18 protein-coding genes are annotated in these 21,736 nt (G+C 44.9%); 6 read left to right on the top strand and 12 right to left on the bottom strand.

Translation table 11 applies throughout. From position 1 onward, the window contains the following. Positions 1 to 12: 12 nt before the first annotated feature. The 3 genes from VGD82_RS06145 to rpoE are packed head-to-tail and all read right to left on the bottom strand — an operon-like array spanning position 13 to position 2,166. Positions 13 to 984 (bottom strand): MucB/RseB C-terminal domain-containing protein, encoded by a 972-nt coding sequence (locus tag VGD82_RS06145; protein ID WP_331019561.1) that lies wholly within the window; start codon positions 982 to 984, stop codon positions 13 to 15. A 20-nt stretch (positions 985 to 1,004) separates the two neighbouring features. After that, entirely contained in the window at positions 1,005 to 1,493 is a 489-nt protein-coding gene (locus tag VGD82_RS06140; protein ID WP_331019560.1) for a sigma-E factor negative regulatory protein, read from the bottom strand. 55 nt (positions 1,494 to 1,548) lie between these two features. Further along, positions 1,549 to 2,166 (bottom strand): RNA polymerase sigma factor RpoE, encoded by a 618-nt coding sequence (gene rpoE / locus VGD82_RS06135; protein ID WP_414684462.1) that lies wholly within the window; start codon positions 2,164 to 2,166, stop codon positions 1,549 to 1,551. A gap of 302 nt (positions 2,167 to 2,468) precedes the next feature. Between rpoE and nadB the strand changes: the two genes are divergently transcribed. The 6 genes from nadB to VGD82_RS06105 all read left to right on the top strand — a co-directional run bounded on the left by nadB (position 2,469) and on the right by VGD82_RS06105 (position 8,248). Beyond that, positions 2,469 to 4,106 carry an L-aspartate oxidase gene (gene nadB, locus VGD82_RS06130; protein ID WP_331019558.1) on the top strand — a complete coding sequence of 546 codons (1,638 nt, stop codon included), beginning with the start codon at positions 2,469 to 2,471 and terminating at the stop codon, positions 4,104 to 4,106. 268 nt (positions 4,107 to 4,374) lie between these two features. Further along, on the top strand, positions 4,375 to 5,880 hold the full coding sequence (locus tag VGD82_RS06125; protein WP_331019557.1) for a DEAD/DEAH box helicase: 1,506 nt from the start codon (positions 4,375 to 4,377) through the stop codon (positions 5,878 to 5,880). A 16-nt stretch (positions 5,881 to 5,896) separates the two neighbouring features. After that, positions 5,897 to 6,358, top strand: a complete 462-nt coding sequence (locus VGD82_RS06120) for a YaiI/YqxD family protein (RefSeq protein ID WP_331019556.1) — start codon at positions 5,897 to 5,899, stop codon at positions 6,356 to 6,358. A 91-nt stretch (positions 6,359 to 6,449) separates the two neighbouring features. Beyond that, positions 6,450 to 6,929 carry a peptidylprolyl isomerase gene (locus VGD82_RS06115; protein WP_331019555.1) on the top strand — a complete coding sequence of 160 codons (480 nt, stop codon included), beginning with the start codon at positions 6,450 to 6,452 and terminating at the stop codon, positions 6,927 to 6,929. A gap of 34 nt (positions 6,930 to 6,963) precedes the next feature. After that, positions 6,964 to 7,467: a hypothetical protein gene (locus tag VGD82_RS06110; RefSeq protein ID WP_331019554.1), complete on the top strand. Its 504-nt coding sequence runs from the start codon at positions 6,964 to 6,966 to the stop codon at positions 7,465 to 7,467. Positions 7,468 to 7,633: 166 nt separating this feature from the next. After that, positions 7,634 to 8,248 carry a DUF4202 domain-containing protein gene (locus tag VGD82_RS06105; RefSeq protein ID WP_331019553.1) on the top strand — a complete coding sequence of 205 codons (615 nt, stop codon included), beginning with the start codon at positions 7,634 to 7,636 and terminating at the stop codon, positions 8,246 to 8,248. A 150-nt stretch (positions 8,249 to 8,398) separates the two neighbouring features. On the opposite strand, the gene VGD82_RS06100 is transcribed toward VGD82_RS06105, so the two are convergent. The 9 genes from VGD82_RS06100 to VGD82_RS06060 all read right to left on the bottom strand — a co-directional run bounded on the left by VGD82_RS06100 (position 8,399) and on the right by VGD82_RS06060 (position 21,655). Further along, a complete protein-coding gene (locus tag VGD82_RS06100) occupies positions 8,399 to 11,116 on the bottom strand; it encodes a molybdopterin-dependent oxidoreductase (protein WP_331019552.1) in 2,718 nt (905 codons plus the stop codon). Positions 11,117 to 11,121: 5 nt separating this feature from the next. After that, the gene (nirD, locus tag VGD82_RS06095) at positions 11,122 to 11,436 is read right to left on the bottom strand and encodes a nitrite reductase small subunit NirD (RefSeq protein WP_015832588.1); all 315 of its coding nucleotides are present in this window, start codon (positions 11,434 to 11,436) and stop codon (positions 11,122 to 11,124) included. A 28-nt stretch (positions 11,437 to 11,464) separates the two neighbouring features. Then, positions 11,465 to 13,159 carry a bifunctional protein-serine/threonine kinase/phosphatase gene (locus VGD82_RS06090; protein WP_331019551.1) on the bottom strand — a complete coding sequence of 565 codons (1,695 nt, stop codon included), beginning with the start codon at positions 13,157 to 13,159 and terminating at the stop codon, positions 11,465 to 11,467. A 55-nt stretch (positions 13,160 to 13,214) separates the two neighbouring features. Then, positions 13,215 to 14,420: a nitrate/nitrite transporter gene (locus VGD82_RS06085; protein WP_331019550.1), complete on the bottom strand. Its 1,206-nt coding sequence runs from the start codon at positions 14,418 to 14,420 to the stop codon at positions 13,215 to 13,217. A gap of 30 nt (positions 14,421 to 14,450) precedes the next feature. Next, positions 14,451 to 16,880: a nitrite reductase large subunit NirB gene (gene nirB / locus VGD82_RS06080; RefSeq protein ID WP_331019549.1), complete on the bottom strand. Its 2,430-nt coding sequence runs from the start codon at positions 16,878 to 16,880 to the stop codon at positions 14,451 to 14,453. 237 nt (positions 16,881 to 17,117) lie between these two features. Continuing rightward, positions 17,118 to 18,575, bottom strand: a complete 1,458-nt coding sequence (locus VGD82_RS06075) for an alginate export family protein (RefSeq protein ID WP_331019548.1) — start codon at positions 18,573 to 18,575, stop codon at positions 17,118 to 17,120. Between the two features lie 54 nt (positions 18,576 to 18,629). Further along, positions 18,630 to 19,433, bottom strand: coding sequence for an ABC transporter ATP-binding protein (locus tag VGD82_RS06070; RefSeq protein ID WP_331019547.1), 804 nt, complete (start codon positions 19,431 to 19,433; stop codon positions 18,630 to 18,632). 30 nt (positions 19,434 to 19,463) lie between these two features. Next, positions 19,464 to 20,306, bottom strand: a complete 843-nt coding sequence (gene ntrB / locus VGD82_RS06065) for a nitrate ABC transporter permease (protein WP_331019546.1) — start codon at positions 20,304 to 20,306, stop codon at positions 19,464 to 19,466. Positions 20,307 to 20,350: 44 nt separating this feature from the next. Continuing rightward, a complete protein-coding gene (locus tag VGD82_RS06060) occupies positions 20,351 to 21,655 on the bottom strand; it encodes a CmpA/NrtA family ABC transporter substrate-binding protein (RefSeq protein WP_331019545.1) in 1,305 nt (434 codons plus the stop codon). Positions 21,656 to 21,736: the final 81 nt, after the last annotated feature.

Here is a 21,736-nt window from a genome sequence, read left to right as displayed (position 1 = left end):
CTGACCCAACAATTACTTACCAATGACTACCGCATTTGCAATTTGCACCACAGTCGCCTCAGGCACCTCGCCGACAGCAGTCACAAGATATCCGTTATTTACCCCAGCATAAAAACTGGTATAGCCGCTAGAGGCTAAAGCCACTTTAGTTTTACCGCTTTTATTGGTAGGTTCAATAAACAATGAAACGGAAGCCAAACCATCTGAAAATATCATATGCATGACCGGGTAAGGCTTACCTGGCACCATACGCACAATTTGGTCTACTTTACGATAGCCGGCAGGCAGCTCTTTAATTTCCCACGTCACCGACAACTTGCCATCTGGCAGAATGACAGGTTCATCTGCCATCACATAATTCTTTTTGCTATCAATACGCGGCGTAAACCAATCAAGCCCGACTGAATTCAATAGCGACAAACGGTTAAAACCGATACTTTCAATAATCTCGCTGCGCTGATTAAATCTTACGGACTTTAGCAATAACCCGTATTCGTCATCTATCCAAAACTTATAGCTATAACGTAACCGATCTTTAGGCTCTAAGAACAAAATCTGTGCTTGACGATCTGCCACACGCTCATGCGTACTTAAATGCACGGTGTAGTTGTCTTTGATTGAATCAAAATTTAGCGGCAATATGGCTGGGAACATATTTTGACCGCGTTTTTTCTCAATCACTATTTTTTCATTTTTTGAATTGTAGATAACCAGATTGCTGCCTTGGCTTAATACTTCGCGTGACGCGCCATCTAGCACCACATTACGAGAGAACTCGTTTCTGCCATCAAATAAATGGGTGATTTGTACAGCCTTTGCTTGCTGTCCGGTTTGACACACAAAAACACCTTCATAACTTAAAGCGCGCGCTGCAACGGCTGCTTTTTGCAACATTACCCATAACTCATCATCAGTAGTCGCATGACCAGCAAAACTTGTTACACATAAAACGAACAGCGTAATCCCTGCGAGGGGCTTAGCCAAAAAAACGCGACCACTTGAAATCATTCTGAATAATTCACTGATTGAATATAGTATGAACTCGTTGAAGGTGCTAATGACTGATGCGCCATTAGATACTCATTGGGAATAGACTCACTGGGAGTAGTCACTTTAGCTACTTCTAACGTAGCTGGCGGATTAGGCTGAGCTTGTTGTTGCAGCGCCATCCAGCCCACCACCATAATGGCGGCAAAAGACGCAGCAATTGACCAAGTAGCCGGCAATTTATCTTTAATCACTTCGGGTTTCGCACCAGTTGCCACCTTTGATGCGCTAGGAGCCAGCACCGTGGGCTCCTGTTCAATCTTTTGCATGAGTTTTTGTTTAAAGCCTGAGCCAAGCGCCACATCGCCACGCATTGCATCGCCTATTAAGTGGTACTGATGCCATGTTTGCGAAGCTTGCCTACTGGTATGGATGGATGCAATCAGATGCTCGGCATCTTCCACTGCAATTTCATCATCCATTAAAGCAGAAATTTGTTCACTCATTATTAACTCCTAATACACTACAAACAACGCATCGATACATTTGGTGCTTTATTTACTACCAGCGCTTATTTTCTGGCGTATCCAACAAAGGTCTTAATTTCAGCGCAATTGTCTCGCGCGCTCTGAATATTCTTGAGCGCACGGTACCGATTGGGCAACCCATGATGGTCGCAATTTCTTCATAACTTAAACCTTCAATCTCACGCAAGGTAATCGCTGTTTTCAACTCTTCAGGTAAGCCTTCAACGGTATCATTAACCGTTTGCGCAATCTGCTTCGTCATCATGCTAGATTCAGGGGTTTCTGTAGTACGTAACTCATCACCACTGTCAAAGTTTTCAGCATCTTCGATTTCAATATCGGTAGACACTGTTGGGCGACGTCCCATAGATACCAGGTAATTTTTTGCCGTATTAATACCGATACGGTACAACCATGTATAAAAAGCGCTATCACCTCTGAAGTTTGGTAATGCACGATACGCCTTGATAAAGGACTCTTGCACTACATCTTCAATTTCAGCCTGGTCGCGAATCATACGCGACAGCAAGCGCGCCAATTTGCGCTGATATTTATCAACAAGCAATCCAAACGCACGCTTATCCCCGCGTTGCGCACGCAACACAAGCTCGTGATCAATCTCACGATTACCAGAAACCGGCGCAGTAGACACTAGGTGCAACCCTTCTGTCGGCCCCACTTTAGCCTGTCCAATTTTATTTTCAACTCTCTCACTTTTATAAGTATAACCTTGGCTTGCAGGTTGAATGAAGTTAAATTGGGCTAATTCCTGAATTTTACTGGGTTGTATCATTGCGTTTGCCTCCACAGCTTAAAATTTTTCATTTAAATAAAATTAAACGATTACTTTATTTATATTTACAATGTTATTTCTATTGCCTTTTATAGAGACCGCGATACACTCTCAGAAGTTCCTAACAATTCAATCCCCCTCCACATAAACCCTTGTAAATTATGCAGCAATTTGATGTTTTAATTATTGGCAGTGGCCTAGCAGGGCTCTCGCTTGCACTAAGAACTGCCGATCATAAAAAAATCTGCCTAGTCAGCAAACGTAGCATTAACGATACTGCCAGTAATTGGGCACAAGGGGGCATTGCAGCTGTTCTCAACAATGATGATTCATTGGACGCGCACATTCAGGACACACTAATCGCAGGCGCTGGCCTTTGTGATGAGGCTGTGACCAAAAAAGTAGTGGAGCACGGCAAAGAAACCGTAGAGTGGTTAATAGAACAAGGCGTGAAATTTACACGCGAGCACAATAACAGCAACTATCACTTAACTCGTGAAGGTGGACACAGCCACCGTCGCATCATCCACGCAGCAGATGCAACTGGCAATGCGGTACAAACCACGCTGGCGGAGCAAGTCAGACTGCACCCGAATATCACCCTACTTGAAAACCATATTGCGGTTGATTTAATCACCACGCATAAAGTTAAAAATCTCAATCCAAAAATTGCCAATGACAATGCATGCCTCGGCGCATACGTACTAGACAACAGTACAGGCAAAGTCATGACCATTGGCGCACATAATACGGTTTTAGCCACAGGCGGCGCTGGCAAAGTATACCTTTACACCACCAACCCAGATGTGAGCACTGGCGATGGCATCGCAATGGCGTGGCGTGCCGGCTGCCGCGTTGCCAACATGGAGTTTATTCAATTCCACCCTACCTGCCTATTTCACCCTCACGCCAAATCTTTCTTAATCTCTGAAGTTGTTAGGGGGGAAGGTGGCCTGCTCAAGCTGCCAGATGGCACTAGATTTATGCCGGACCACGATGCGCGTGCAGAATTGGCGCCCAGAGACGTAGTAGCACGCGCCATTGACTTTGAAATGAAAAAACGCGGTCTAGACTGTGTGTATCTAGACATTTCACACAAGCCGCTAGACTTTATACGAGAACATTTCCCTAATATCTATAAACGCTGCTTAGAGCTTGGCATAGACATCAGTAAATCCCCCATCCCGGTTGTACCTGCAGCGCACTACACCTGCGGCGGGGTGATGACCGATGATAAAGGCCAAACCGATGTTAAACACTTATATGCAATTGGTGAAACCTCTTGCACCGGCCTGCATGGGGCTAATCGATTAGCCAGCAACTCATTGTTAGAGTGTTTGGTATTTGGTAAAGCGGCGGCTGAAGATATTCTCAACCAGGTACCGCATACTGCGACCCACTTGCCATATTGGGATGAGAGCCGGGTTACCGATGCTGATGAAGAGGTGTTAATTACCCATACGTGGGATGAGCTACGCCGATTTATGTGGAACTACGTTGGCATTGTGCGTACAGATAAACGCCTCAGCCGAGCGCTGCATCGTATTCATATGCTGCGCGATGAAGTGCATGAGTTTTACAGCAACTTTAAAATCAGTAACGATTTGATAGAACTACGCAATCTGCTACAAGTAGCAGAGCTGATTGTATTAAGCGCGATTGAACGTAAAGAGAGCCGTGGCCTGCACTACAGCAAAGACCACCCCAATTTAGATGAAGAAGCAATACCAACCGTACTAGAACCATCTAACTACTACAGCCTGCTGGATCGAGAGCACGGGCTCAAACATGATCATTAAATAGTTGATGTGTAAAGAAAAAACTCTGCCAACAATCACACCAGAGCATAACAATATAAGTAGACATAAACAAAATCTGACTTTAATCTGAATACTCCGTATAATTCGCAATATTCCCTGCGCAAACCAATCAGCGTAGCGGTCTTAAAATACTAAATCTTTCCTGATTTACACAATCACGTTAATGATTTTTACATATGCCTACCTCGATTGGTGTTGCTTCACAAAGTAATAGGTCGGCTTAAATTTCCAAGCTGAGGCTATCACTTTGACTATTGAAACAACAAACACACTTACATTTGACTCTCTAGGTTTATCTGAACCTATATTACGTGCCATTAATGACGCTGGTTACACAGCACCTACCCCGATTCAAGCGAATGCCATTCCACTAGTATTAACTGGAGGTGACTTATTGGCAGGCGCACAAACCGGCACTGGTAAAACCGCTGGCTTCACCCTGCCAATCTTGCATTTGCTCAACCAAAAGCCACTAACAGAAGTGGCTAAAAGCCGCCCACGCTGTTTAATGCTATCTCCTACACGCGAACTTGCTGCCCAAATTGAAGAATCGGTAAAAGTGTATGGCAAATACCTGCCACTAACTTCTACCGTGATTTTTGGCGGTGTGAATGCCAACCCACAAATTGCGCGCCTGAAAAAACCACTCGATATTTTAGTGGCAACACCGGGCCGCCTACTGGATCATGCGAATCAAAAAAATGTAGATTTATCTGGCATTGAGATCTTGGTATTAGATGAAGCAGACCGTATGTTAGACATGGGCTTTATTCGTGACATTAAAAAGATACTGGCAATGTTGCCTAAGCAACGCCAAAATCTACTATTCTCGGCCACCTTCTCTGAAGAAATTAAAGCCTTGGCAGACGGCCTACTGCACAACCCAGGCTTCGTAGAAGTAGCGCGCCGCAATACTGCATCAGAACTCGTAGAGCAAACGGTGCATATGGTGCCGCAAGCGCATAAGCGTGACTTGGTGACGCATCTGATTAAACATCACGACTGGAAGCAAGTGTTAGTATTCACTCGCACCAAACACGGAGCTAACCGCTTAGCTGAAAAATTAATTAAAGATGATATTCAAGCCGCGGCGATTCACGGCAATAAAAGCCAAGGTGCCCGTACCAAAGCACTTGCTCAATTTAAAGACGGCACGATGCGTGTATTAGTAGCAACCGACATTGCCGCACGCGGTTTAGATATCGACCAATTACCACAAGTGGTGAACTTTGAATTACCAAACGTACCAGAAGATTATGTACACCGTATCGGCCGTACAGGCCGCGCTGGCAGTAGCGGTGCAGCAGTTTCTTTGGTTGATAGAGAAGAAATTAAACTATTAAAAGACATTGAAAAACTCATCAAGCGTGAAATTCCAAGAATAAGCATAGAAGGGTTTACACCAGCAGCTAACCCTGAACCAGAAGCACCGCGTGCCCCACGCCCACAACAGGGCCAACGTCGCAAACCACAAGAAAACGGGAGACAAGCTGCACCACAAAAAAATGGTGGCTCAGCGCACGGCCAGCAAGCTAAACGTACATCAACAGCACCTGCACAGCCACGCTCACAGAAGCCAATGTCTGAAGCGGCTAGACATCAAGCCATGCCGCAAGCTGCAATCTTTGCTCCGCAACCAACCAACAATGGCAATCGCGGCAATAGCAACCGCAGTCATGCACCACGTGGTCAGCAAAATAGAGGCACTGCAAATACAGCTAGCCAACATAGATCTGGTGGCCGAGCTCGCTAAAGCAAAGTTATAAACGATGAAGATTTGGGTAGATGCAGATGCCTGCCCAGTTGTGATTAAAGAAATTCTATTTAGAGCAGCTGAGCGCACCAAAATTACGACGACACTCGTCGCTAATCAGTTTTTACGCACACCGCCTTCTGCCTATATTAAAACCATACAAGTACCCAGTGGTTTTGATGTGGCAGACAATCACATAGTACTCGCGCTAACAGCGGGCGACTTGGTGATTACGGCGGACATTCCACTTGCTGCACAAGTCGTGGAAAAAGGCGCCTATGCTCTGAATCCACGTGGCGAGCTCTATACTGAAGCTAACATCAAAGAACGCTTAAGCATGCGCAATTTAATGGAAGAGCTGCGTAGCAATGGCGTAGATATCAGTGGGCAAGCAGCCTTCAACCAGGGTGACAGACAGGCATTTGCTGCATCACTAGATAGACTAATCGCCAAACACCTGAAGAACGTACAAGCCTAAAAATAAATATTGGCTTTATTTAAGCAATTTCAGAAATTTAGATTAAAATTTCAACATTATTTTTTAAAAAACCTAGGTAGAGGATTTCACCATGCAAATTGCAATGAACACTGTTGTCACAATGACTTACGAACTTAAAGATGCTGATGGCAACGTGCTTGAATCTAGCAATGATCCAGTAGCATACCTACATGGTGGTTATGACAATATTTTCCCAAAAGTAGAAGAAGCGATGCACGGAAAAAACATCGGTGATGTAGTGACCGTAGATTTGCAACCAGCGGATGCTTTTGGTGAGTATGATGAAGAGCTGGTGCAAATTGAACCAGCGAGTGCTTTCCCTGCTGCAGAATTAAAAGTAGGCATGCAATTTGAAGGTGAAGACGAAACTGGCGACGTGGTGCTATACACCGTAACTGAAATTGCTGACGGTAAAGTAATTGTAGATGGCAACCACCCTTGGGCTGGTGAGCGTGTTGTGTTCACTGCAACTATTAAAGATGTACGTACTGCGAACAAAGAAGAAGTTGCACACCAACATGTACACGGTGCAGGCGGTCACCACCATTAATTATTAGCAACTAGAATTCATCTAGCACATATTAATGAAGCTGTTTTTGCTTAACCTGCTAACCTGCGCATTGTTATGCTGTGCGCAGGTTACTACTGCTGCGACCATGTATCGTTGCGGCAATAGCTTTCAGGATACGCCATGCGTTAACCACAGCTACAGTAAAGCCATGAATTCGGCAGCAAAACAGGCTAATGACACTGAAGCAAAGAAAGACCTCTCACCCTATGTTGTGGATGCAGGATGCAAACAACGTGGTGATGCTGCAAAAAAAATCATGTGGCAGCGTCAGGTAGGCAAAACAAAAGAAGAGCAGTTGGAAACGGCACAAGACTCGCAAACGCATGCACTGATTAGCGAAGTTTATAACCATCGCGGCACTATATTAGAAGTCAGAAATAGCGTAGAGCAAACTTGTATGCAACAGAAAGAGCAAGATCAACTTGCCGAGCAACTGTTATTAGCTGCAAAGAAACTGAAGCAACGTAATGGTTCATCTGGCGCCATGCCTGAACAGCCCGCCACCAGCAAACCCTAAAACAACCGACGCACTTCAAAACGCGCATTTGGTAACTGACTTGCGCCCAAACTAAATACCAGTATTAACGCAAGCCTTAACACTAGCACATGCTAATACACCGGACAGCCAGCTAAATTAAATAGCTTTAAAGATACCTTAACGTGACAAGGAAGCGCATTAACACATGAATATTTCAGATCAATCAAAGTTTGACCAAGCCATCGCGCGCTTTGATGCATTTAATGCCCTAGACCCAAATCTGGAAGAGGCCGCAGGAAAAAGTCAGCCGAAGGAGTTGCTTTATGCACAACGAATGACAGAGATGCTAAAACGCTATAGCGCAGAGGCTTCTGAGGCATTATTACTTGCAGCCAGATGCCAGCATATTGGCCGCTGGAAAACGCCACGCAGTGACTACCCAATGACCAAGCCAGGCTACCACCAATGGCGAAATGCCCTGAAGTCATTTCATGCAGATACTGCACGCGATATTCTGAACGAGCTTGCCTATGATGCTACGATTATTGATCATGTGTGTGCATTAGTTAAAAAGGAACTGCCAAGATCCAACATTGAGGCACAAACCCTTGAAGACGTTATCGTATTAGTGTTTCTCGAGCATTACCTTGAACAGTTTGTCGCAACGCATAGTGACTATGAACAAGCAAAATTTGTAGATATTTTGGTCAAGTCTTTGATGAAAACCTCTAAAGAGGCTCATCAATTTATTTTAGCCATGACGACAATACCGACCGCACTCGCTCCACTTGTGAAACAATTAGTGACGGACCGTTTTTAGCCACAACTGACTATGCTTCAACCGCATGGTCATGGTGATAATAAAAAAGCGCACTACATTTGCAGTGCGCTTTTTTGTTTCTATAGTTTTGTTTCTATATTGAAGGAGTAAGCCTTAACACTAGTGCAACGTAGCACTACTTACTTATCCTTAATGTTTAGCGTGTATGCGTACCAACTGCTTCAACTCAGGCACACATGAGCCACACTGCGTGCCGCATTTAAGCTTGTTCTGCAGTGTAAGCAAATCTGCACCTAATTGAATATTATCGATAATTTCGTTTTCCGCAACATCCAAGCAGTTACATACGATTTTACCGCGGCTGCGCTGGCCTGCAGGCGGCGCACTCAATGGCGCCAATGCCCAGCGGCGTAGTTCAGGGCTAAACTCTCCCGTCCCCATCACATCTTTAAGCCAGGCCGTAGCTAAGGTTTCGCCCACCAACCTCACACCAGTCACTTCTGCCTTATTTTCTAAGTTTGTTTCAACCAGAATACGTTTACTAATACCGCGCTTAGCATCCAGGTAGTTAAGTAATGGTGCATCGCCAGTCATGCCTAGTAGTGCATCTATATCTTGAATCACCTGCTCATCAGGTGCTTCTGTATGTGCGGCTCGTAAGATAAGCATACCGCAATGAGTTTCAGTCTCGCGACCAAACAACCCGCAACTGGCATACTCAAAATGAGATAAAAAGCCTCTGATTTGTTGCATCACGTCCAGACTATGGATAGTGCGCATTACCGTCATACGCCAAGGTAGCTCAAGCTTCTCCAGCTTAATCGCAGTGTGTTTGAGTTCTGGCTGCTTAGAGGTTTTGTCATAGGTTGGCGGCATTAATGCATTAACACCTAAACCATGCATAGACTGACTACCCCAGTGCATAGGGATAAAGGTCTGTGACGGCTTCACCTCGTCTGATAGCTGTGCCGGCAATACTAAACTGCCACGCTTATTGCTGACTCTGACAATGTCTCCGTTTTTGATAGAGCGTCGCATCATATCGTCGGCACTCATCTGAATCACTGGTTCTTCTGCATGGTTAAATAGCTGGGCAACATTACCAGTGCGGCTCATGCCATGCCATTGGTCGCGTAAACGGCCTGTGAGTAGGTGCAATGGGTAGCGTGCATCAGTTTTATCAGCAGTGCCTTTATAAACGGCATTCACAAACTGTGCTTTACCGTCAGGCTTTTGAAACACGCCATCGGCATACAAGCGTGCTTTGCCTGTAACATCACCTTCTTTAAATGGCCATTGCTGCGGACCTTGCTCGTTGAGCAAATCATAACTCAAGCCGGTAATGTCCAAGTCACGCCCACGTGTGGTTTCGCGGTGTTCATTAAAGATTTGTTCGGTAGTCGTGTAGGGAAATAGCGCACTATTCTTTGCAAGTCTTTGCTCTAAACGTTGTGCAAAATCCACCACGATTTCCCAATCATGGCGCGCCTCCGCAGGAGTGGCAACTGCTGGGTTCACGCGTGTGATTCGGCGCTCAGAGTTAGTCACTGAGCCCTCTTTCTCACCCCATGTGCTAGCTGGCAGCAGTACATCAGCATATTGACCAGTTTCAGTATTATTGAAAGCATCTTGCACCACCACGAACTCGGCAGTGTCTAACGCTTCTAGCACGCTATTCAGGTCTGGCATGGAGTGCGCAGGGTTAGTGCAGGCAATCCAAAGCGCTTTAATACTACCCTCTTGCACTGCATCAAACATTTCAATGGCGGATTTACCTGGGGCTTCCGGCACGCTATCAACACCCCACAATTTAGCGACTTCTGCGCGATGCTCTGCATTGGCTAAATCACGATGGCCTGATAACAGCGTGGCCATACCGCCCACCTCACGTCCGCCCATAGCATTAGGCTGACCTGTCAGTGAGAACGGCCCAGCGCCAGGCTTACCAATCTGCCCTGTAGCCAAATGTAAGTTGATGAGCGCAGCATTCTTCTCCGTACCGTGGACAGACTGGTTCAAGCCCATGCAGTACATAGAAAGACTTGGGCCTTTACCAAACCACTTTGCCGCAGTGATGATATCCGCCTCTTTAATGCCGCAAATATCGGCCACCATTTTAGGTGTATATTCGCGTACAGTTTCTTTTAGCTCAGAAAAACCATTGGTATAGGCATCAATATAGGCATGGTCTAACATACCTTCCCATAGCATGACGTGCAGCATGCCATTAAATAGCGCAACATCAGTACCGGGCAAAATTGCTAAATGCAAATCTGCAGCCTTGGCTGTATCAGTTTGGCGTGGGTCAACCACCACTATTTTTAAATTAGGGTTTTTTTCTTTCGCCACTTCAATGCGGCGATAAATAATCGGATGCGCAAATGCGGTGTTTGAGCCTGCAATCAATAAACATTCGGTATGATCAATATCTTCATAGCAGGCTGGCGGCGCATCTGCACCTAAAGTCACTTTATAACCAGCAACGGCAGATGACATGCACAAGCGCGAGTTAGTATCTACGTTGTTCGTGCCAATCAAGCCCTTGGCCAGCTTGTTAAATACGTAATAATCTTCAGTGAGTAATTGCCCAGAAAGATAAAAAGCAACACTATCAGGACCATGTGTTTCTATAGTTTTCGCAAACTTCTCAACTGCGAGGTCGAGCGACTCATCCCAAGTCGCACGCTTACGTGGCAAATCACGATTGGTGCGCAGCTCAGGATAAAGCAAGCGATTATCCAGCTTGGCTGAAAGGTGTAGCGTCGAGCCTTTAGTACACAAACGGCCAAAGTTTGCCGGATGCTCTGGATCACCTTTAACATCGATAATTTTGTCGTTTTCAGAATGAATAATCACCCCGCAGCCAACGCCGCAGTAACAACAAGTACTTTTAGTTTGCTTAATCAAATCAATTACTCTTTTAATTCTAAATAAACTACGCCATCTTCAATCTTAGTATTAAAACATGCCGTCTCACCTACATCTGGCTCATCCGCTTTGCCATCCACTAGGCTGATTTTCCAGCTATGCAATGGACAGGCGATTCTATCACCATACACAATACCTTCTGACAGCGGGCCGCCTTTGTGTGGGCAGCTATTGTTTACAGCGTAGATACGGTCATCTTCAAGGCGAAACACGCCGATATCAACGTCTTTGCTGCGCACAACACGTGCACCTAATTTAGGGATTTCTTCAAGAGGTGCAACTCTTACCCAATTACTCATTTTAGTCCTACCTTTATATCAAGTTAAATCATGAAACAGCTAATAAATAAATCAATAAAAAATTTAGGATAAGCGAAAATATCGCTATCCATTGCCACTTAACCAACCTAGCCCGCGCAATTAAAGGTGTACGGGTTGGCGGCAAAATGGGCTTTAACTCACCATGCTCTAATGCCAGCAACATCTCTTCAGCAGTTTCAAAGCGCTGTTTAGGGTCCGTTGCAATTGCTTTTAAAACAATGTTCTCTAACCAGTACGGAATATCTGGACGGTATCTGGTTGGGGCAGTTGGACTGCCAAATTTTGGATTCTGAAAAGGCTCTATTTCACCATGCGGATATTTGCGCGTCAGTAAATGATACAGCGTAACGCCTGCCGCATAAATATCACTTTGCGGCGTTGCCACTTCACCTTGAAACAATTCTGGCGCCATATAACTAGGTGTGCCGGGGTTTTGCACTACATCTGACTTAGTGGTCTGCATGCTTAAAGCCACCCCTAAATCTAAAATACGTAGCCGCTGATCACTGCCTTGATGCACATTAGCAGGTTTAATGTCGCGGTGCACAATATTTAAACGATGCAATGCGCCAATACCACGCATCATATCAACGCCAACTTTACCGATACCAGCCACCGTAAAGTGATGTCCGCTATCCAAACGCTGCTGCAGTGTTGAGCCTTCGTGCCAGCTCATCACATAGTAAAGTTTACTGCGCTTTTCTACAGAAACCGGAAACACTTGCGGTACATACTGAGAAACAACACGCTTAGCTAGCCACTCTTCATTCAACAGGCCATTACAACTCTCGGTATCTGTCGCCAAAGCCGGCTGCAAGGTTTTCAGCACAAAAAATTGTTTAGTCGCAGTGTGCCTAACTTTATAAAGCAAGCTGGCACGCGACTCGTACATGACCTCCAGCACTTCAAAATCATCAATCAGGTCACCCACATTAAGCTTATCTGGTACGGTGAGATGTCTACCACCAGCTAATAGCTCCAGCAAAGTATCTTCGCCCAGCGCTTCTACCCGTAACGCTACCGCGGTAGAGTTATCTTGACTACCCTTTTCAATCGCGGCTTTAGTTAGGTGGTCACACATCATCTGCGGGTTGTTGTATAAGCCTAGCACCTTATGGATGGTTTGCTCACCTACACTATCCCACACGCCATCGCTCATTAGGGCAAATACATCACCTTCTTGCAGAGCACCCTCTGAAAAATCAACCTCGAGATGTCGATCCAGCCCTACAGCGCGCTTTAAAACATGGCGCATATCTGGCCTATCCCACACGTGATCGGTAGTCAGTTGCTTTAATACGCCATTGCGTAATAGATAGATGCGCGTATCACCAACATGCGCAGCGTAATAGCGCTGACCACGCAACACAAGTAAAGACAAAGTGGTTGCCATGCCAGCCATGGCGCTGTTGGCGTTAGCCTGAGCAATTAACCAGCGATTAGCCGCCACCAGCACCTTATCCAAGGCAGTAAACGGCTCCCAGGTATCTGGTGTGGCGTAGTAATCTGTAGTGACAGTACGTACTGTCATCTCAGAGGCTTCACCACCACCGGCATTGCCACTTACGCCATCGGCGATGGCGAAAAGTGCACCCTTCACACTTAATTGCTCACCTGATGGCGTTACCACTCCAACATAATCTTCATTACGTGCTCTAGGCCCGGTTAGGCTAGACTGACCAACAGTGAATTTAAGTGACATATTTTACTTCTATACCTAGCTTGATGCCTGGGGTTTTATAGCTTACTTAGCAGGGTTATACCTTAGCAGTTGTTGCTGCACCCCAAGTTGTACGCCAGCGGGTTTTAACGCCAGTTAAGCCCAATACCGCTAAAGCAGCTAGCCCAGCAAAAATCAATATGCCTACTTGATAATTACCAGTTGCTTGCTTAATGAAGCCCAAGCTTGAAGCGAGGTAAAAACCACCTACGCCGCCTGCCATGCCTACCAAGCCAGTCATCACACCAATTTCTTTACGGAAACGCTGTGGTACTAACTGAAATACTGCACCATTGCCCATACCTAAAATTGCCATGGTTGGGATAATGACCATCAGCGCTGATTGATAAGTTGGCTGACCAAAACTCATGATCACCAACAAAACTGCAGCTAAGATATACATTGTTAACAAAGTACGGATACCACCAACACGGTCAGCTAACCAGCCACCTAACGGACGCACCAATGAACCTGCAAACACACATGCAGCAGTACAGTAACCAGCCACTACTGGGCCTAATGCATATAAGTCATTAAAGTAAATGGTCAATGATGAAGCTAAACCTACAAAGCCACCAAAAGTAACGCTATAGAAGAACATGAACCACCAAGCGTCTTTATCTTTAAGAATCATCAGGTATTGGCTTAATGATTTTGCAGGCGGTGCATCAGGTGCATCTTTAGCAAAAACGATGTAAACGAACATCGCAATAGCTAATGGAATCAACACTAGGCCAAACACGTTATTCCAACCGTAAGCAACCGCTAAGCTAGGTGCAAATAATGCTGCAAATACAGTACCTGAGTTACCAGCACCAGCAATACCCAAGGCAGTACCTTGATGCTCTGGCGGGTACCAACGGCTAGCCAAAGGTAGGGCCACGGCAAACGCTGCACCAGCAAAGCCTAAACCTAAGCCTAGCATTAACGCATGCTGGAAGGTTTGCAAGCCATGCAACCATGCAGTCAGCAAGCTTCCAATCACAATCACTTGGCCAATCAAACCAGCCATTTTAGGTTTAATTTGATCAACTAAAACGCCCATGACAATACGCAGCAAAGCACCTGCCAGCACTGGTGTTGCCACCATCAGGCCTTTTTCTGCCGGAGTAAGCTGTAGGTCTGTAGCAATTTGCACTGCTAACGGGCCTAACATTACCCACACCATAAAGCTTAAATCAAAATATAAAAAGGATGATAGCAAGGTCGGGGTATGACCTGATTTCCAAAAACTAGACTTCATTATGTCGTTTCCTAATCTTTAAACAAAATATTACACAGTAATTGTTTCATATTCTTTATGTTGTTCGCGGTTGTTTACGCGCTCAGCCCAAGGGTCAGATGCCCCTTGCAGTGCGTAGATCAAGCGCTCATATGCAGCTTTACGGCCTTCAGCATCTTCCAGCACACGCTGTTTCACGTACTCTAGGCCTACACGCTCAATCCAATGCACGGTACGATCCAAATAGCGCGCTTCTTCACGGTAAATCTGGATAAATGCGCCAGAATATTCCATGACTTCTTCTGAAGTTTTCACTTTGCACAAGAAGTGCGCAGCCTCTGTTTTAATACCGCCATTACCGCCTACGTAAATTTCCCAGCCTGAATCCACACCGATAATACCAACGTCTTTAATACCAGATTCAGCACAGTTACGTGGGCAGCCTGAAACCGCAAATTTCACCTTATGTGGTGCCCACATATGGTCAAATGCTTTTTCAATATCAATGCCTAATTGGGTAGAGTTTTGTGTACCAAAACGGCAGAACTCGGAACCTACGCAAGTCTTAACGGTACGGATAGATTTACCGTAAGCATAGCCAGATGGCATGTCTAGGTCTTTCCACATATCGACTAAGTCGTCTTTTTTCACGCCTAGCAAGTCGATACGTTGACCGCCAGTTACTTTAACCATAGGCACTGCGTATTTATCTGCAACATCAGCAATTTTTCTGAGTTGGTCTGGTGTAGTTACACCGCCGTACATACGTGGAATCACTGAATATGTACCATCTTTTTGGATGTTGGCATGTACACGCTCGTTGATGAAACGTGATTGCGGATCATCCTTCGCCTCGTGTGGCCATGTTGAAAGCAAGTAGTAGTTAAGCGCTGGACGGCAAGTTGCACAGCCGTTTGGTGTAGACCAAGCCATGCCTTGCATTGCATCCGGGATGCTCAAGTATTTATGGGTACGGATTTCTGCACGCACTTCTTCGTGGTTCTTCGTAGTACATCCACACACCGCTTTGCTGGTTGATGGAGGAGCATAGCCACCACCTAGAGTAGAAGCTAGAATCTGCTCAACTAAGCCTACGCAAGAGCCACAGCTAGAACCTGCTTTAGTTTGTTTTTTCACATCATCGATAGTGAATAAACCTTTATCCTGAATTGCTTTAACGATAGTACCTTTACATACACCGTTACAGCCGCACACTTCCATCTCGTTGGTCATGGCTGCTGCTTTATCCTGGCCTTGGTGACCAGTGTTGCCAAGGCTATCTTGACCAAACATCAAGTGGTCGCGAATCTCATGGATTGCCTTGCCATCTCTAAGCATTTGAAAATACCACGAACCATCCGTGGTATCCCCATAAAGCACGCTACCAACGATTTTGTCATTTTTGATGATGAGCTTTTTGTAAACCCCACCAACTGCGTCGTGCAAAACAATTTCTTCTGTATCTTCACCGCCCATAAAGTCACCCGCACTGAATAAATCAATGCCAGTTACTTTAAGTTTGGTCGAAGTTACTGATCCTTTATATTGGCCAATACCAAAGTTAGCCAAGTGCGTTGCGCACACTTTAGCCATTTCAAATAATGGCGCTACTAGCCCGTATGAAATACCGCGGTGCGCTACGCACTCACCCACTGAATACACGCGCGGGTCATAAGTTTGCATGGTGTCATTCACCACAATACCTTTGTTACAGTAAATGCCTGCTGACTCAGCCAATGCATAGTTAGGACGGATACCTACAGCCCAAACTACCAAGTCTGCTGGGATTTCTTGACCATCGCTGAATCTCACTGCCTTCACGCGACCTTTGTCGTCACCAATCAACTGCTCTGTATTTTTGTTCAACAAGAAATTCAAACCCTTAGCTTCAAGGTTTTTTTGCAGCATGGCGCCCGCAGTTTTATCTAACTGACGCTCTAACAACCACTGATTCTTGTGAATAACAGTCACTTCCATGCCTTGAATCTTCAAGCCATTAGCAGCCTCTAGACCCAACAACCCACCACCAATCACCACTGCATGTTTGTAGACTTTTGCAGCCTCAATCATGTCATTGGTATCTTTAATGTCGCGGTAGCCCAGCACACCCTCAAACTCATTACCTGGGATTGGCGGCATAAATGGCTTAGAGCCTGTTGCAATTAATAGTCGATCGTAGCTAGCGCTCACGCCATCTTCCGTATAAACCACACGGTTTTTACGATCGATCTTATTCACCCGCGCACTTGTGTGCAGGGTGATATTGTTCTCTGCATACCATTCTCTGGTATTTAAAATGATGTCATCAATCGTTTGCTCATTTGCAAGCACCGGAGACAACATAATGCGGTTGTAATTAGGGTAAGGTTCATCGCCAAACACGGTGATATCGTAAAGATCAGGCGCTATTTTCAGCAACTCTTCCACTGTACGCATCCCGGCCATACCGTTACCAATTACTACTAATTTCATCTTTTGCATGTTTTCACCATCAATTAATCTAAATTGTCACTCTGCTCACATATAGGCAGGATTCATGCCAAGTTTCTTATTTCAGTAAAATAATTTTTATTATTAAAAACAATTACTTATTTTTTTAAGGCAATAACCACTTTTTTAAAGTAGGCTCTCTAACAGTGCTAATGCACCATTATGGGATTCCATAATGGTGCACGATATTTTACGCACTGATTCTATGCGTTACCACTTAATGCAATATTAAAATGTGTACATTGCAGTAACCCAAACGATCTCTTTATCACCTTTACGGGCAGCATTCTTCAAGGTGGTGCCATATAGATCACCCTCTCTAAAGTTTGCATATTCAAGCTTACCGGTTAGGTTATTATTGAACGCATAAGTCGCACTCGCATCAAACTCTGTACCATACTTGTCACCAAACCTATTAGCCGCTCCTGATTGGAACTTCTCATCAGACTTGAACACATGGTACTCAGCATAAAGTTTTACTTTATCAATTGCACCAGCAACGGTCACATAACTATCTTCAATACCTTGACGCGGTGTGGTTAAGAAATGGTCAGCCCAGCCTTGGAACAAATGGTTGGTACCAAGTGGTGTTTGGAATGCATATTTACCATCATTGCTAGACAATTTTTCATGATCAAAGCGTACTGACCATGCACCATATGCGGCACCGCCACCTAATCTTAGGTAGTACGCATCGATCAAGTCGCTGCCGCCACGGTAATCGGTTTGTTTTGCATATTCTGCGGTGTATAGCACTTTCCAGTCAGGATTCACTGGGCGCACACCATCTAAACGTAAACCGAAGGTCTTGCTGCTTGCATCAGTTTTAGATGGTTGGAAGTTAGTGAGGCTCGCAGGGATATCTGCACTACCGCCCAAGCCGTTACCGCCTTGTGCTGCAGTACCAACAGCATTTGGATTACCGCCGTTTTGTGCCAAGTTTTCTACATCCACCATGTAGCCATAACCCACTACTGACTCAGACGGTGAGATACGGTATTTCGCATTCAACACTTCAATATTGCCGCGACGGTCTTTAGTGGTAATTTGACGCACATTATCAAAGTGCGCGGCAAACAACTCTACATCTGGAATGCTTTTGTTCAATACAGTAACACCGTCAAACACTTGCATGTTTTGTCTAAAACCAATGTCACCGATAAAGCGTACATTATCCAAGTTCAATTGTTGGCGACCCAAACGCACTTTAGTGTTTTTAATGCCAGTCCAGTCAACAAAAAGCTGATTAATATCGGTAAAGCCAGGGTCTACAATATTAGGGTACTGCGCCTTATCTGCACTTGCGCTCGCCGTGCCATTGTTATGCTCTGGCGTATTGTATCTGCGGTCGTTAAAGCTATCGTTAAACTCGTGCACATCGGTGATTTGTGCGCCGATACTGAAGTTTTTGTATGGTGCAGTTTGCCAGCCGATCAAACTGCGTAATGTAAACGCTTCGCCTGTATTAAGTCTTTTAGATGTTGGTGTGGTGCCACGATATGCTTCCTGATTTACATTTTCGTAACGTAAACGAAAGTTAGTCATTTGCTTACCTTCTTTGATTGAGTCTAGGAAGGTGTATTCTGCAACCTCATCTTCTGCGAAAGCAGTTTGCGCCATACCAGCCAAAGCTAGCGCGGTGCAAGCCATGACCATATTTTTCTTAAATATTACTTTAGTTTTCATGTTAGTAATCCCTTTTAAATTAAAAATTTAGTGTTGAGTGTTTGAATACTAGTTTTATGCTGATTTCTTAGCATGACGCTCATACAAAAATCGTAATACTTCGCTACGCAGATGGTTATATTCTTTGTCTTCTGCCAATGCCAAACGCGCTCTCGGACGTGGCAAGTTAACCTCTAAAATTTCACCAATAGTAGCACTTGGACCATTAGTCATCATCACCACGCGGTCTGATAACAGCACAGCTTCATCTACGTCATGCGTTACCATCACTGCAGTGCAGCCTGATTTCGCCATGATTTTCATCAGTTCATCTTGTAAGTTAGCACGGGTCAATGCATCCAGTGCGCCAAACGGCTCGTCCAACAACAGTACCTTTGGCTCCATGGCTAAGGCACGAGCAATACCAACGCGCTGCTTCATACCACCAGAAATTTCATTAGGTCGCTTGTCGCTAGAATGCGTCAGACCAACCAGCTCAATCGCGGCATGAGTGCGTGCCTCAAGCTGTGCTTTAGTTTCATTTTCAAATACACGCTCTACTGCAAGGTACACGTTCTCAAAACAGGTGAGCCAAGGCAATAATGAGTGATTTTGAAACACAACCGCACGCTCAGGGCCTGGTCCTGCAATTTCACGACCAGCGCAGAATATCAAACCATCTGACGGTTGTAGCAGACCTGCGATTAAATTTAAAACCGTAGATTTACCACAGCCAGAGTGGCCAATAATTGAAATGAATTCGCCTTCTTTAATGTTTAGATTAATACCCTTAAGTGCATTGAATGTGCCTTTTTTAGTGCTAAAAGTCATATTCACATGCTCTAACTGTACGTATTTATCGGTGTTTGCTTTTTCCATGATCGTTCCTAAAGGATATATTTAAGTGCGTTACTCGTAACTAAATCTTTTGGCGATTTGTGTGAGTGCATACTCAAGCAGCAAACCAACAATACCTACGACAAAAATTGCGATGATGATATGTTCCACATTTAAATTGTTCCACTCATCCCACACCCAGAAACCGATACCAACACCGCCCGTCAACATTTCAGCTGCCACAATAACCAACCATGCCACGCCGATAGATAAGCGCACACCAGTCATCATGTAAGGCAACACAAACGGGAACAGTATTTTGGTTACAATTTTCCACTCACTTAAGTTCAACACTTTGGCAACGTTCATATAGTCTTGTGGCACTTTATTTACGCCAACCGCCGTATTGATAATCATAGGCCATACTGCAGAAATAAAGATTACCCATATCGCCGCAGGATTGGCTGCTTTAAACACCAGCAAGCCAATCGGCAACCATGCCAGTGGTGAAACTGGACGCAGCAAACTGATCACTGGTGCGGTCATTCTTGCAACAAACTCAAAACGACCGATGATAAAACCCAGTGGTATGCCGATGATTGCAGCTAAGCCAAACCCTAGACCTACGCGTTGTAATGATGCCAGGATATTCCAACCCACCCCTTTATCATTGATGCCATGGTCATAAAACGGATCACTAAACAACTCGACGGCAGAAGCCCATGTTTTCATTGGCCCAGGCAACTCTGGAGTGTGCTCGGCAATCATGGCCCAAATTACAGCCAACAAGAACAAACCAAAGATAGGTGGCAATATCCATCTAAAAAAGCGATATGCCTGAACATTTAAACTACTTGAACTGCCGAAAGTGAAACATTTAGCAATAGGCATTAATTTATTTACAGTATTTGTCATTTCAATTCCTTAAGGCGCAACTCTATTGATGCTGTGTTTATGGCTTACGCTTTAATCTTAAATGATGCAGCATAAGCAGCTGGATTAGAGCCATCCCACACTACGCCATCCATTAACTTACTGCTGCGCATTGTGCTTTTTGGTACGCTAATACCCAATTGCGATGCAGCTTCAGTATAAAGTTTGGTTTGGTTAACTTTGGTAGCAACCGCTAAGTAGTCAGGATCTGACTTGAGCAAGCCCCAACGTTTATGCTGCGTTAAGAACCACATACCGTCAGACAAGAATGGGTAGTTCACTTTGCCGTCATCAAAGAACTTCATGTAGTTAGGGTCTTTCCATACTTTACCGTTGCCATTGTCGTAGTCACCTACGAAGCGGCCAGCAATCACTTGCTCTGGTGCATTCACGTATGCCTTACCTGAAATCAATTTAGCTACTTTTGCACGGTTCTCTGTTGCATCGATATAACGGCAAGCTTCTAGAATCGCCATCATGATGGCGCGTGCTGTATTTGGGTTTTTCTCTACAAACTCTGCTGTAGCGCCCAATACTTTCTCAGGGTGATCTACCCAGATATCTTGTGTAGTTGCAACGGTAAAGCCTACTTTGTCGAAAATCGCCCTAGCGTTCCATGGCTCACCCACACAGTAACCATCCATATTACCAATACGCATATTGGCAACCATTTGCGGTGGTGGCACTACGATATTTTTAACGTCTTTTACCGGATGTATGCCATTTGCAGCCAGCCAGTAGTTAAGCCACATCGCGTGGGTACCGGTAGGGAAAGTCTGTGCAAAGGTATAGTCACGGTTTTCGTTATCTAGCAAACGTTTTAAGCTCTTACCATCTTTCACACCTTTGTCTTTAAGCTGGTTAGAAAGCGTAATACCTTGACCGTTATGGTTTAAGCCCATCAGCACTGTCATGTCTTTTTGCTGACCGCCAATACCAAGCTGAACGCCATACACCAGGCCGTATAGAATGTGTGCTGCATGCAACTCGCCGTTAGCTACTTTATCGCGCACAGCAGCCCAAGATGCCTCTTTTGAAGGGGTAATCTTGATACCGTATTTCTTATCAAAGCCCATTTCCGCAGCTACGATAATCGGTGCGCAATCGGTAAGAGGTATAAAGCCGATTTTTACTTCTTTGATTTCTGGTGCGTCAGAACCTGCTGCGTATGCTTGTGTACGGATGCCATTTGGTACTAAACCCATCATTGCTGCTGCCCCTAATGCGCCAACTGCACTCATTTTAAAAAAATCACGGCGTGCTGGATCAACCACCACATTTGCTTGCTGACCTAATTTATCTGCTTTGTTGCTTGTATTGTCATTGCCCATCTTAGCTCTCCTAAAATAATCCAAACAATCTAAAAAATTTATAAAAAAAAGGCGTCTGATAAGTTGAACCAACTCATCAAT

The sequence above is a fragment of the Methylotenera sp. genome (assembly GCF_036401095.1).
Classification (GTDB): Bacteria; Pseudomonadota; Gammaproteobacteria; order Burkholderiales; family Methylophilaceae; genus Methylotenera.
Note: the sequence above shows the minus strand (reverse complement) of the source record. Positions and strands in the feature narration are given on the sequence as shown.

Bases quoted from the DNA above. Each gene is read 5' to 3' on its own strand.
- ntrB (WP_331019546.1), bottom strand. From the start codon at position 20,306: ATGACAAATACTGTAAATAAATTAATGCCTATTGCTAAATGTTTCACT.
- VGD82_RS06075 (WP_331019548.1), bottom strand. From the start codon at position 18,575: ATGAAAACTAAAGTAATATTTAAGAAAAATATGGTCATGGCTTGCACC.
- VGD82_RS06070 (WP_331019547.1), bottom strand. From the start codon at position 19,433: ATGGAAAAAGCAAACACCGATAAATACGTACAGTTAGAGCATGTGAAT.
- VGD82_RS06060 (WP_331019545.1), bottom strand. From the start codon at position 21,655: ATGGGCAATGACAATACAAGCAACAAAGCAGATAAATTAGGTCAGCAA.
- VGD82_RS06115 (WP_331019555.1), top strand. From the start codon at position 6,450: ATGCAAATTGCAATGAACACTGTTGTCACAATGACTTACGAACTTAAA.
- VGD82_RS06085 (WP_331019550.1), bottom strand. From the start codon at position 14,420: ATGAAGTCTAGTTTTTGGAAATCAGGTCATACCCCGACCTTGCTATCA.
- nadB (WP_331019558.1), top strand. From the start codon at position 2,469: ATGCAGCAATTTGATGTTTTAATTATTGGCAGTGGCCTAGCAGGGCTC.
- nirD (WP_015832588.1), bottom strand. From the start codon at position 11,436: ATGAGTAATTGGGTAAGAGTTGCACCTCTTGAAGAAATCCCTAAATTA.
- VGD82_RS06105 (WP_331019553.1), top strand. From the start codon at position 7,634: ATGAATATTTCAGATCAATCAAAGTTTGACCAAGCCATCGCGCGCTTT.
- VGD82_RS06120 (WP_331019556.1), top strand. From the start codon at position 5,897: ATGAAGATTTGGGTAGATGCAGATGCCTGCCCAGTTGTGATTAAAGAA.
- VGD82_RS06140 (WP_331019560.1), bottom strand. From the start codon at position 1,493: ATGAGTGAACAAATTTCTGCTTTAATGGATGATGAAATTGCAGTGGAA.
- VGD82_RS06090 (WP_331019551.1), bottom strand. From the start codon at position 13,159: ATGTCACTTAAATTCACTGTTGGTCAGTCTAGCCTAACCGGGCCTAGA.
- nirB (WP_331019549.1), bottom strand. From the start codon at position 16,880: ATGCAAAAGATGAAATTAGTAGTAATTGGTAACGGTATGGCCGGGATG.
- VGD82_RS06110 (WP_331019554.1), top strand. From the start codon at position 6,964: ATGAAGCTGTTTTTGCTTAACCTGCTAACCTGCGCATTGTTATGCTGT.